Source organism: Ureibacillus endophyticus, assembly GCF_003628435.1.
Lineage (GTDB): Bacteria > Bacillota > Bacilli > Bacillales_A > Planococcaceae > Ureibacillus > Ureibacillus endophyticus.
Window position 1 is genome coordinate 1 of the sequence record NZ_RBZN01000022.1, and the last position, 13321, is coordinate 13321.

The 13321-nt window shown below is 37.2% G+C and carries 8 protein-coding genes; 3 read left to right on the forward strand and 5 right to left on the reverse strand.

The annotated features are described in order from the left end of the window. Window positions 1-236: 236 nt before the first annotated feature. From D8M03_RS09900 to D8M03_RS09915, 4 genes are all read right to left on the reverse strand, one after another. The gene (locus D8M03_RS09900) at window positions 237-944 is read right to left on the reverse strand and encodes a LutC/YkgG family protein (protein WP_121214615.1); all 708 of its coding nucleotides are present in this window, start codon (window positions 942-944) and stop codon (window positions 237-239) included. Then, window positions 941-2368 carry a LutB/LldF family L-lactate oxidation iron-sulfur protein gene (locus D8M03_RS09905; protein WP_121214616.1) on the reverse strand — a complete coding sequence of 476 codons (1428 nt, stop codon included), beginning with the start codon at window positions 2366-2368 and terminating at the stop codon, window positions 941-943. The genes D8M03_RS09900 and D8M03_RS09905 overlap by 4 nt, the downstream gene beginning before the upstream one ends. A gap of 13 nt (window positions 2369-2381) precedes the next feature. Continuing rightward, complete coding sequence (locus D8M03_RS09910) at window positions 2382-3098, reverse strand: (Fe-S)-binding protein (RefSeq protein WP_121214617.1); 717 nt, start codon at window positions 3096-3098, stop codon at window positions 2382-2384. 296 nt (window positions 3099-3394) lie between these two features. Beyond that, complete coding sequence (locus D8M03_RS09915; protein WP_121214618.1) at window positions 3395-4114, reverse strand: FadR/GntR family transcriptional regulator; 720 nt, start codon at window positions 4112-4114, stop codon at window positions 3395-3397. 232 nt (window positions 4115-4346) lie between these two features. Between D8M03_RS09915 and D8M03_RS09920 the strand changes: the two genes are divergently transcribed. The 3 genes from D8M03_RS09920 (at window position 4347) to D8M03_RS09930 (ending at window position 11595) form a co-directional block, all read left to right on the forward strand. Next, on the forward strand, window positions 4347-6017 hold the full coding sequence (locus tag D8M03_RS09920; RefSeq protein ID WP_121214619.1) for an L-lactate permease: 1671 nt from the start codon (window positions 4347-4349) through the stop codon (window positions 6015-6017). Window positions 6018-6117: 100 nt separating this feature from the next. Next, window positions 6118-9546: a pyruvate carboxylase gene (gene pyc, locus D8M03_RS09925; RefSeq protein ID WP_121214620.1), complete on the forward strand. Its 3429-nt coding sequence runs from the start codon at window positions 6118-6120 to the stop codon at window positions 9544-9546. Window positions 9547-10236: 690 nt separating this feature from the next. Next, entirely contained in the window at window positions 10237-11595 is a 1359-nt protein-coding gene (locus tag D8M03_RS09930) for a peroxidase family protein (protein WP_211330898.1), read from the forward strand. Window positions 11596-11924: 329 nt separating this feature from the next. Here D8M03_RS09930 and rlmD read toward each other — a convergent pair whose 3' ends face one another. Then, complete coding sequence (gene rlmD / locus D8M03_RS09935; RefSeq protein WP_121214621.1) at window positions 11925-13286, reverse strand: 23S rRNA (uracil(1939)-C(5))-methyltransferase RlmD; 1362 nt, start codon at window positions 13284-13286, stop codon at window positions 11925-11927. Window positions 13287-13321: the final 35 nt, after the last annotated feature.

The following is a 13321-nucleotide window of genomic DNA, read 5'->3' on the forward strand; positions in this document are numbered from 1 at the left end:
ATATTGCACGTATCACCTTTCATAACTTGTTTCTCGTCAATTCAAGTATATCGAAATCGGTGGTTACGTGCTTTTTTATTGTCAAAAATTGTAGTAAAACCCCAACAAATATTATAGAACCAGTTTAATAAGACATTTTAAAAAAAAATATCAAACTAGTCGAAACCAGTTTGATATTTCTTTATATACAACTACTAATGGGGGTCATTAGTAATGTCATAACTAGGAACAATATTTTATTGATCTTCTATAATAATATAAGTTGCTTTTATTGGACCGTGTACACCAACAATTAGTACCATTTCAATATCAGCCGAGTTACTTGGACCGGACATAAATAAAATACAAGAAGGTACCTGTTCGCCTTGCTCGATTTGATTATGAATTTGGCGCGCTGCTTGGGTCATACGAGGAACGATTGAACTTTTTGGAATAAGTACAATCGATTTCTCTGGTAAGAAATTCATCGTACGTCCACGATTCGGGTGGCTATATAGAACAGCTGAAGCAGATTCTGCTAATGTTATTTCACTAATCGTAATGCCAATATTCGCTTTTTCTGCTTGGCGAATATTTTCCTCAGGATTTTTCTCGTCCCATTCGTAAAACTCAATCCCGCTTTCAGGCCAAAACTCCATTAATTGAGATAAGCCATATTTCTGGAAGCGTTCATCCTTCCAAGCTACAACGGATTTCCCACCAAAATCTGTTACAACCTGATGCAGTGTATTCGCTAAGTTAGCCGTAGTTGTTTCTAAACATACGGTATGAATGTTTTGACATTGCTTTTTTAATACTTCTACAAGCTCATCTTGTGAAGCATCCTTTAATACTTCATGTTGAGGCAAGTATTTCCATGCTGGACGCTCCACTTTAGTTCGGACAGGGCGACCAAGACTATTTGCAATTGTATTTAAAAATTGATCTCTATTTTGAATTGTCATGTTTGATCCCCTTTCTGACGTTGTTTAAGCCAGTTACGGAAGCTTTCTTTATTTGGAGCTGGGAAGTCGCGCTCTTCAGTCCATGCTTTTAATGGGCCAGGTCCACTTGTAATTTTGTCGTCTTTTACAAAAGGAGACATGATTGGTGAAGCGACCTTTGTAGCCACATTAAAGAGTGGTGAAGTTGATGCACCAAAACCAAATGCTTTCATTAGTAAACGTTCAGAAATAGGTGCTTTTCCTTCTTGTTCTACAATCTTTTGTCGATGCTTATGCAGCAATTCGTGTAATGGAATCTTTACCGGACATACTTCTGTACAAGCTCCACAAAGAGTAGACGCATACGGTAATTCTTTGAAATCATCGTAGCCACCAAGTAACGGTGTTAATACAGCCCCAATCGGACCTGAATAAATTGAACCGTAGCTATGTCCACCAACGTGGCGATAAACAGGACAAGCATTTACACAAGCAGCACAACGAATACATTGTAAAATGGATTGGAATTCCGTGCCCAAAATTTTTGAACGCCCATTATCAACGATTACTAGATGGAATTCTTCTGGCCCGTCTGTTTCGCCTTCACCTTTAACACCAGTTAGCATCGTGATATAGCTTGTTAGTTTTTGCCCAACAGCGCTACGTGTTAATAAACTTACTAACACTTCCATTTCTTCAAATGTAGGAACAATACGCTCCATCCCCATGACTGCAATTTGCGTTTTAGGTAATGCAGTAACAAGGTCTGCATTTCCTTCATTCGTTACAAGGGTCACTGTCCCACTTTCAGCTATCGCAAAGTTACAGCCAGTAATACCAATATCAGCTGTTAAATACTCTTGGCGTAGTTTTTCGCGAACGTAAAGTGCCATTTCTTCTGGCTGTTCAGATTTTTCGTAGCCGATTTTCTTAGAAAAGATTTCACGAATTTGTTGACGATTTTTATGTAGCGGAGGCACGATAATGTGTGAAGGTGGCTCGTGATCATTTAATTGTAAAATGTACTCACCAAGGTCCGTTTCAATTACTTCACAGCCTGCATCTTCTAACGCTGCATTTAAATGAATTTCCTCAGTCACCATTGATTTTGCTTTTACGATCTTTCTCGCCTGTTTTTGTAAGGCAATGTTTTTCACATATTCTGATGCTTCTTCAGCCGTTTGTGCGAAAAATACATGCCCACCACGCTTGACAACGTTTTCACTTAATTCGTAAAGATATGCATCCAGATTTTCAAGTACGTGCTTTCGAATTTCCTCTCCGTGTGCGCGCCATTCTTCCCAGTTTCCTAATTCATCTACTTGTGCTTGGCGGCGTGTTTGGAATCTACCTTGAGCAGCCGACACTGCTCCCCGCATAAATGTATCATTTAAGTTATTCGCAACCCGATTTTTAAATTGCTCATCACTCGTTTTCATAGCCATTATAATTCCCCCCTTAGCGACTATTTAATACTTCCGCAATATGCATGACACGAATAGGTTTACCAGTACGATTAATACGTCCACCGATATTTATCAAGCAACCTGCATCTGCCCCGATTAAAATATCTGCTTCTGTTTCTTCAACATTACATACTTTTTCATCTACCATTTGGCCAGAAATATTGCCCATTTTGACAGAGAATGTACCGCCGAAACCACAGCAACGTTCTTTACCAGGTAGCTCAACGTATTCTAATCCTTCTACATTTTTTAAAAGTTTAATAGGTGCGTCTTTTACACCCAGTAAACGCGTCATATGGCAAGAAGTATGATAAGTTGCCTTTCCTTCTAAACGAGCACCAACATTATCTATTTTTAAAACGTTTACAATAAAATCCGTTAATTCGTATGTTTTATCCGCTAACTTTTGAGCTTTGTGTTCCCACTCAGCATCACCTTTAAAAATATGTGGATACTCTTTAAACATATAAGCACATGAGCCAGATGGTGTAACAACGTACTCCGCATCTTCAAATGCTTTAATCATATTTTTCATAGAACCTTTTGATTCTTCAACATAGCCGCTATTATAAGCTGGTTGACCACAGCATACTTGAGATGTTGGGAAATCTATTTCGCAACCAAGTCTCTCGAGAAGTTCAACAGTTGCTTTCCCAACGTTACCTTGAAACATATCGACAAGGCATGTAGCAAATAATGTAACTTTCATCTAAATCCCCCTCAACATTACCTCGACATTCAACCGGTCATCTGATGACTTAATCGTAACATGTTTTTCAAAATTTCACTATATTTTTTGAAAATTTAATATTAATAATAGCTCATTACTCTCTAGCAAAATCAAAACTTAACTAAATTCTTTCTATTAAAATATATGTCCATTCGCGATAAATTTTTCCTCAAAAGTTTGGATATTGTGATAGGGAAAGTTGTTCAATACATACAAAACGCCACTTTGCATCCGTGTACAAAATGGCGTTTTTCTTATTTCACAGACTTATTCTTTTACTTTGTTCCATCAAAATATTTCATTAGAATTTTTTCCACATTACTTAAATGGGTGTACATTGCAAGTTCCGCAAGTTCAGGGTTTTGCTGTTTAATTGCTAAAAAAATTTGCATATGTTCATCATAAAGCTGTTCAGCCGTTGTTTGCTTTGAATATAACCAGATTCTACGCGTCTCTCTCATTAAATCAATCGTAAGACCAGAAACCTGATCGAGTAAAGTTGGGATTAGTGGGTTATGAGAAGCAGCGGCAATTGCCATATGAAATTCAAAGTCGACCTTTTCACCAAGTTCTTCATCGCCCTGAACAGTTTTCATTTTTTCAAGAATTTCTTTTAAACGTTCAATATCTTCCTGTGTACGATTTCTTGCGGCGCTAACAACCGTACCAACCTCAATTATCTTACGTAGTTCTAATAAATGAGGGACGTTCTCTCTATGTGCAAGGATTGAAGTAGAAAGAGGAAATTCTAGTATTTGTTCAGAGACTTCCTTCACGAATGTACCAGAGCCCTGCTTAATTTCAATAAGGCCCATCGCTTTTAAAGACGCTAATGCTTCACGCACAGCGGACCTACTTACTTGCAATTGTTCTGCTAAGTATTCAACCGAATCTAAACGATCACCGGGTTTTAATTCACCTGCTCGGATTTTTTCATGAAGTATTTCACAAACTTCTTCATATTTTTTTTTTGTTTTTACTTTTGTGAATTTCAAAGGACACACCTCGTTTTGTTATGTGAAATACACGTTTTTATAAAGTTTATTATACATAAAGATTAAATAAAAATCCTTCTCAATGACAATGTCAATCTAAAAAGTGATTTTTTTAGTTAAAAAATACATTGAATTATTAAAAAATTCTATTTATAATCTAGCACATAAGGTCATCTGATGAATTACTTGCTATTAGGGGAAAGAAATTTAATTTAAATTAGGGGGAGCAAGAATGACGTTTACTCAAGACTTTACTGCAGTCGCTAACAGTCTAGGCTGGACTGCACTAGTTGCAACAGTGCCAATTCTATATTTCTTCTGGGCACTAGCAATCAAAAAGATGAAAGGTTATATGGCAGGGCTTACAACATTAATTTTAGCTATATTAGTCGCAGTTATTGCATTTAAAGTGCCAGTCATAACAGCATTAGCATCTGCATCACAGGGGGCTGTGTACGGAATTATACCAATTGGTTGGATCATTATTACTTCAGTATTTTTATATAACTTAACGGTGAAAACAGGACATTTTGAAGTAATTCGCTCTTCCGTACTTTCTATTACACCAGATAGAAGAATACAAGCATTATTAATAGCATTTTCATTTGGTGCATTCTTAGAAGGGGCTGCTGGATTTGGTGCTCCGGTGGCAATTTCTGCAGCGTTACTTGTAGGACTAGGCTTTAAACCGTTACAAGCAGCTGGTCTTTGCTTAATCGCAAATACTGCTCCTGTTGCTTTTGGCGCAATTGGGGTACCGATTACAGTTATGGAGGGAATTACGGGGATACCAGCAATTGAAATCTCAAAAATGGTTGGTCGTCAATTGCCGATTCTAGCAGTATTTATCCCATTAGTGTTAGTAGTAATTATGGTTGGCTTTAAAAAAGCATTAGAAGTGTTACCAGCTATTTTAGTATCTGGTTTTTCATTTGCCATTACACAATTTTTAAGCTCAAACTACTTAGGCGCTGAGCTACCAGATATTTTATCATCATTAGTTTCATTAATTGCTTTAACAATTTTCCTACGCTTCTGGCAACCAAAAACAATTTATCGCTTTAAAGATGATGTACAAGTAAGTGAAATTAAACAAACACATTATACAGGTGGACAAGTCTTAACAGCATGGTCACCATTTATTGTATTAACTTTCTTTATCTCCGCTTGGGGAATTCCAACATTTAAGAAAGCGTTAGTTGGAACATATGATGGTGGAAATGCCATTTTAAATTTTGTGAATTCAATTGGAAGCGCTTTAACGTTTTATCCTGAAGTACCGTTCTTACATAATGTCGTCATTGATGGTGCAACAGGGAAAGAAATTGCCGCTGTTTATAAATTAGAACTTTTAGGTGCTGCTGGTACTGCTATTTTATTTGCAGCTATCATTTCAAAATTCATTTTAAAAATTTCATGGGGCAACTGGGTTAAAACATTTTTCGCTACTTTAAATGAAATTAAGTTCCCATTATTAACAATTTGCTGTGTTGTAGGATACGCATATGTAGCGAATACAGCTGGAATGATGGCAACATTAGGTTTAGTGTTAGCGAAGACAGGCGCTTTATTCCCATTCTTCTCTCCAATTTTAGGTTGGATTGGTGTAGTTGTTACAGGTTCCGATACTTCATCAAACGTATTATTCGCAAAGCTACAACAAGTCACTTCAGAATCAGTAGGAATGGATCCTGTATTAGCCTTAGCAGCAAATACAGGTGGTGGTGTTACAGGAAAAATGATTTCACCACAAACATTAGCAGTTGCTGCAGCAGCTGTTGGACTAGCAGGTAAAGAATCTGAATTACTAAAATTCGCATTCAAGTATAGCTTAATTTTATTACTAGCAATTTGTATTATTACGTTCTTACAAAGTACTGTTTTAACTTGGATGATTCCTTAATTCATAGGGGGTGTCCTAAAGTGAAAACTGTCTGGACACCCCCCTACTACTTAAACATGGTCTATTACTTTTAATAGATTAAAAATTGGGAGGTAATTTTATGAGAAAAATCGAGAAAATTTTAGTAGCAAACCGTGGTGAAATTGCGATTCGTATTTTCCGCGCATGTACTGAATTGAAGATAAAAACGGTTGCAATTTATTCCCATGAAGATAGTGGTGCCATTCATCGCTTTAAAGCAGATGAAGCATATTTAGTTGGACAAGGTAAAAAGCCAATCGATGCTTATTTAGATATAGAAGGAATTATCGCAATTGCAAAAGATGCCGATGTCGATGCAATTCATCCGGGTTACGGATTCTTATCTGAAAATGTTGCCTTTGCCCAACGTTGTGAAGAAGAAGGAATAATTTTTATTGGTCCGAAATCTATCCATTTAGATATGTTTGGGGATAAAGTAAAAGCTCGTGAACAAGCGATTGCTGCTGGCATCCCTGTTATCCCAGGTACAGATGGTCCTGTAAATAGCTTAGATGAGGTTGAAGTATTTGCTAAACAATACGGGTTCCCTGTAATGATTAAAGCAGCCCTTGGTGGTGGTGGTCGTGGGATGCGTCTTGTTGAAAATCCAAATGACCTAGCTACAGCATACGAACGTGCAAAATCAGAAGCAAAAGCGGCCTTTGGTTCAGACGAAGTGTATGTTGAAAAGGCAATCATCAAACCAAAACACATTGAAGTACAAATTTTAGGTGATGAAGAAGGAAATATTGTGCATTTATATGAGCGTGACTGCTCCATTCAACGTCGTCATCAAAAAGTAGTAGAAATTGCCCCATCGAATTCAATTTCAAACGATTTACGCAATCGCATTTGTGCAGCTGCTGTGCAATTGATGAAAAATGTGCAATATGTCAATGCTGGTACGGTAGAGTTTTTAGTGACGGATGATGAGTTTTACTTCATTGAAGTCAACCCACGTATTCAAGTAGAACATACAATTACAGAAATGATTACAGGTATTGATATCGTTCATACACAAATTAAAATTGCAGAAGGTCATGCATTACATAGTAAAAAAATCGGTATGCCTCAGCAAAAAGATATTCCGTTATTCGGTTATGCGATTCAATCACGTATTACGACAGAAGATCCAAAAAATAATTTCATGCCGGATACAGGAAAAATTATGGTATATCGCTCTTCAGGTGGCTTCGGTGTACGTCTTGATGCAGGGAACGGTTTCCAAGGTGCCGTGGTTACACCCCACTACGATTCATTACTTGTGAAACTATCAACTTGGGGAATGACATTTGAAGAAGCAGCTCAAAAAATGGATCGGAATTTACGCGAGTTCCGTATTCGCGGTGTAAAAACAAATATACCATTCTTAGAAAATGTAGTGCTTCATGAGAAATTTATAAGCGGACAATTTGATACGAGCTTTATTGATACAACACCTGAACTATTTGTATTTAAAGAAAGAAAAGACCGCGCAACGAAATTATTAAACTACATCGGTAATGTAACGTTAAATGGGTTCCCAGGAATCGAAAAACGTCCGAAACCAATTTTCGTACAACCAAATATTCCAAGCGTAACTGGAACAACACTTTCTGGTACGAAGCAAATCTTAGATGAGCAAGGTGCAGCTGGTCTTGTTAATTGGATAAAGGAACAAAACGATGTGTTACTAACGGATACAACATTCCGAGATGCGCATCAATCACTTCTTGCAACACGTGTTCGTTCAAAGGATATGTTTGAAATTGCAAATGCAACAAGTACGTTGCTGCACAACTTCTTCTCTCTCGAAATGTGGGGCGGTGCAACCTTTGACGTAGCATATCGCTTTTTAAAAGAAGACCCATGGGAGCGTTTAGAGCAATTACGCAAGCAGATTCCAAATGTCTTATTCCAAATGCTTTTTAGAGGAAGTAATGCAGTAGGATATTCAAATTACCCCGATAATGTAGTGCGTGCGTTTATTAAACAGGCGGCACAATCTGGTGTGGATGTCTTCCGTATTTTTGATTCATTAAACTGGGTAAAAGCAATGGAAGTAGCCATTGACGAAGTACGATTGAATGGAAAAGTGGCAGAAGCGGCGATTTGTTATACAGGTGATATTTTTGATGAAAGCCGCGCGAAATATACAGTTCAATATTATAAGGAAATGGCGAAGCAATTAGAGCATGCAGGGGCTCATATTTTAGCCATTAAAGATATGGCTGGTTTGTTAAAGCCAAATGCAGCATATCGTTTAATCTCTGAATTAAAGGATGCAACGGATTTACCGATCCACCTTCATACTCATGATACAAGTGGAAACGGAATCTTTGTCTATGCGAAAGCAATCGAAGCAGGTGTCGATATTATTGATACAGCATTAGGTTCAATGTCTGGTTTAACATCACAGCCAAGTGCTAATTCATTATACTACGCGTTAAGCGGCGAAGAACGTAAAGTACGTGCAGATATCAATGCCCTTGAAAAACTTTCCTATTATTGGGGGGATGTGCGTAAATATTACGTGGACTTTGAGAGCGGTATGAATGCACCTCATTCAGAAGTGTTTGTACATGAAATGCCAGGTGGACAATATAGTAACTTGCAACAACAAGCGAAAGCAGTTGGGCTAGGCGATCGCTGGGAGCAAGTTAAAGACATGTATTCAAGAGTAAATTTAATGTTTGGTGATATTGTTAAAGTAACACCTTCTTCTAAAGTTGTTGGGGACATGGCATTATTTATGGTACAAAACGATTTAGATGAAGAAAATATTTATGAACGCGGAAAAACTCTAGATTTCCCTGATTCAGTCATTGAACTGTTCCAAGGTTATTTAGGACAACCACATGGTGGCTTCCCAAAAGAATTACAACAACTTATCTTAAAAGACCGAGAAGCAATTACAGTTCGACCAGGTGAATTATTAGAACCCGTTAATTTTGAACAGTTAGCCATTGAGCTAGAAGAAAAAATTGGTCGTACACCATCTCATAAAGATGTTCTTGCTTACGCACTTTATCCAAAAGTGTTTGAAGAATATGCGAAAGTAAATTCACAGTTCGGCGATATTTCAGTATTAGATACGGCAACATTCCTATACGGCTTACGTTTAGGCGAAGAAATCGAAGTTGAAATTGAAAAAGGAAAAACACTAATTATTAAACTAGTATCAATCGGAGAACCACAACACGATGGTACACGTGTAATTTACTTTGAAATTAACGGTCAATCCCGTGAAATTATCATTCAAGATATGACGGTAGAAGTAACAGGCAATAAAGCACCGAAAGCAGATCCGTCAAATCCAAATCAAATTGGTGCAACAATGCCAGGTACTGTTTTAAAAGTAGCAGTATCAAAAGGTAGCTCAGTGAAACGTGGCGATCATTTATTAATTACTGAGGCTATGAAAATGGAAACAACAGTTCAAGCACCGAAAGACGGGATTGTTAAAGAAATTTATGTTGCTTCAGGCGACGCAATTTCAACAGGTGATTTATTAATCGAGCTTGAATAATGTGAAGGGCAACTTGAGGCTGTGTTAAAAGTTATTTGACTTTTAACACAGCCTTTCTTAGTAATACTATCCACTCTAGAATAGTGCCCCTGCAGTAAATGCCACCATTCTCGTCGCAATATAATCTGATACTTTAACCAAGCAACCGCTTCACAATGCGTCGTATGTTTGTGGCAACACATTGGTGGGTTTTATTATATAGGATTGGATAAATTATCAAAACTAAAGAACAGTTTTAATGAATAAGTGGATCAGATTAACAATTTAAATCAATAAAGCGTAAAGGTTTTGACTTAAATGATCTATGTATTCTTCTCTATTATAAATCCAGTTTCTTGACGCAATTCTTTTTGTCTTTTATCCAGTTGTTCACGTCTAGCTTTAACAAATTCCTCGTCTGCTTTAATAGTATATCGAACCCCTTTAAAACCCCGTATGCCCCTAGGTAGGCAGATTAAAAAAATTATCACTGTAGAGCTTTTTTACTGACAGAAGTAACTATTCCAAACAAGCAAAGCTTATGAACTAAAACTTATATAAAAGAAGGGATAAATTTGTATCTTAACCAAGCTGGTGCAACGGATGTGATTAAAGGTTTGAGACATTATTTTACCTTTCTACGAATATCTTCATATTGTACTGAAAATTTGAATTTACTGGAATATACGTAAAGCTCTAGGGGGGAAAATTTTGAAATCCAATGAAGAGTTTTGGCAAAGATATTATAACCAGTCAAAAGTGAATGACAGTGACAAATTTGGTCGTATGTTTCCATTTTTGCCATCAGCTCATAAAGATACGAAAAAAGTAAGGTCTGCACTATTGGAGCTAGGAAAAAAGGAAGGGATAATGGATAATGATTCCAAAAACCTTGATAATCCTAAAATTCCATCAGGGTTTACATTTTTCGGCCAATTTATCGACCACGATATAACTTTCGATCCAACGTCTAGCCTAGAACATCAGAACGACCCAAATACAATTGAAAACTTCAGAACACCTGTGTTGGAACTGGACAGTATTTATGGAGGGGGACCAGTTGCAAGTCCTCATTTATATGACATTACAACAGGCGGCATCAAGTTATTGATTGATAAGGATTTTCCAAACGATGTACCTAGAAACAGTCAAAATACAGCGTTGATGGCAGATCCGAGAAACGATGAGAATTTGATCATTTCACAACTCCACCTAGCATTCTTAAAATTTCATAATGCAGTTGTGGATCAAGTAATAGCAAATGGAATAACCGCACCATTTCAAGCTTTTGCAGAAGCGCAACGTCTAGTTCGATGGCATTACCAATGGATTGTATTGTATGAATACTTGCCACTTATTGTAGGAAAATCTGTGATTAAGGATATTCTTAAGAATGGCCGAAAATTCTACAAGTTTAAAAATAAACCGTATATACCGGTAGAGTTTGCAATGGCAGCATTTCGGATTGGTCACAGTCAGGTTAGACCAGTTTATAAGGTGAATAGTCAATTTACAGCACCAATATTTAATTCTAGCCAAGATCAAAATCACCCAGATCCGGATGATTTACGAGGTGGTAAACGAGCTCCTAGGAGATTTGTAGAGTGGAGTAACTTCTTTAACACAGAAAGTGGTGTTGTTCAGCAAGGAAAAAAAATCGATACGACAATATCCAGCCCAATGTTTGAACTACCGTTCGTGCCAGATCCAAAAGCCCTTCCGCAACGCAGTCTTTTGCGAGGACTTTCATTCGGTTTGCCATCGGGCCAAGATATTGCAAAAGAAATGTTTATCCGACCACTACTACCAGTTGATTTGTCCGATGTTGCAGATTTAGGTTTTGACCGAAAAACTCCTCTGTGGTTCTATATTCTTAGAGAAGCACAAATTGAAAAGGATGGAACAAGGTTGGGGCCAGTGGGTGGCAGGATAGTGGCTGAAGTATTGATTGGTTTGCTTCAAGGGGATGAACAGTCCTTTTTAAGGGAAAACCCTGATTGGAAACCAACGCTTGGAAAAAAAGGTAAATTCAGAATGACAGATCTTCTGAAAATTGCTGGAGTGTTATAAGTTGAGATGAAATTAAACTTTTAAATATGTAGGATTTCTAAAAAAATAGCAGTTAGATGGTTAATTAAGTTATTGGTGGTTATAAATTTAAATAAAATGCTCCAAAAAGATAAATGACATTTTAAAGAAAAGCTCTTAAGCGCACCTAAAAAAGATGATGATTGTATTGCACAAGCATCATCTTTTTTAAGTTCCATTGTTCTCTGTGTGAATGATTATTAAACTAAACTGGGCTGTTAGTTCAATAATTTCAACAAAAACTTTTAAACCTTTTTAGAACAACAAGAAAAAAGAACTCATTCCACTATCGGAAATTCGTTCTTTGATCGTTATACTAACTCCAACCAAGCGACCGCTTCACAATGTGTCGTTTGAGGAAACATGTCCACTGGTTGAACTTCCATTGTCTTGTATCCACCATCTTCTAGAATGCGTAAGTCCCGTGCTAAGGTTGCAGGATTACAGGATACATATACTACGCGCTTAGGTTTTTGTTCAATAATAGTATTCAATAATGCCTCGTCACAGCCTTTACGGGGAGGGTCAACTACTAATACATCTGCCATTTTCCCATCAGCGTACCATCGTGGAATAACCTCTTCTGCTGGGCCAGCTTCAAAATACGTATTGGTAAACCCATTGATTTCTGCATTTCGTTTGGCATCTTCAATGGCTTGTTCCACAATTTCAACACCCATCACTTGTTTCGCTTTTTGTGCGAGGAATAAAGAGATTGTTCCAATGCCGCAATAAGCATCAATGACTGTCTCATCACCTGTTAATTGCGCATAATCTAACGCTTGTTTATATAGTACTTCCGTTTGAACTGGGTTTACTTGATAGAAAGAACGTGCGGAAATTTCAAATCTCACATCACCAATCGTATCTTCAATAAAATCTTTCCCCCATAACGTAACCGTTTCATTGCCCAAAATTACATTTGTTTTTTCAATATTAATATTTTGAACAATTGATGTAACGTTTGGAACTAGTTTTCGAATTAGTTCTACGGCTGCATCTTTTTGAGGAAACTTATGTTTATTCGTAACCAGTACAATCATTACTTCTCCAGTAGCACGCCCTTTTCGAACGACTACATGGCGCAGCATTCCTTGATGGGATTCTTCATTATAAGGAACAATACCAATTTCCATTAGTTCCTTTTTCAAATTCGCCATCATTTCATCTGCTTCCCCAACTTGGATTAAACAACATTCCATATCTACAATTTCATGGGATTTTAATTTATAAAAACCTGCTATTGGTCCTGTATCCGTCATCGAAAATGGAATTTGGGATTTATTACGATAATTCCAAGGGTCTTTCATTCCTTTAACAGGATGTACCGGCGCATCAATTTTTCCGATGCGTTTCATCACATTGCGAACCATGTTTTCTTTCCATTTTAATTGTCCTTCATAGGATAAATGCTGAAGCTGGCATCCCCCACATTTTCCAAAATAAATACATGGTGCTTTTACTCGATCTGGTGATGGTTTTATAATGTCAACAATCTTGGCAAATCCATAATTTTTAAGGGTTTTTAAGACGTGAATTTCCGCTGTTTCTTCAGGTAGTCCTCCTTGGATAAATAACGGATAGCCATCTACCTTTGCCACGCCATTCCCATCATGAGTTAAATCTTCTATATATACAACTTTGCGATCATTTTTCTTTACTGGTGCTGCCATGTTCCGTCCTCCATTTCAGTTCTTCTATTGTAGCA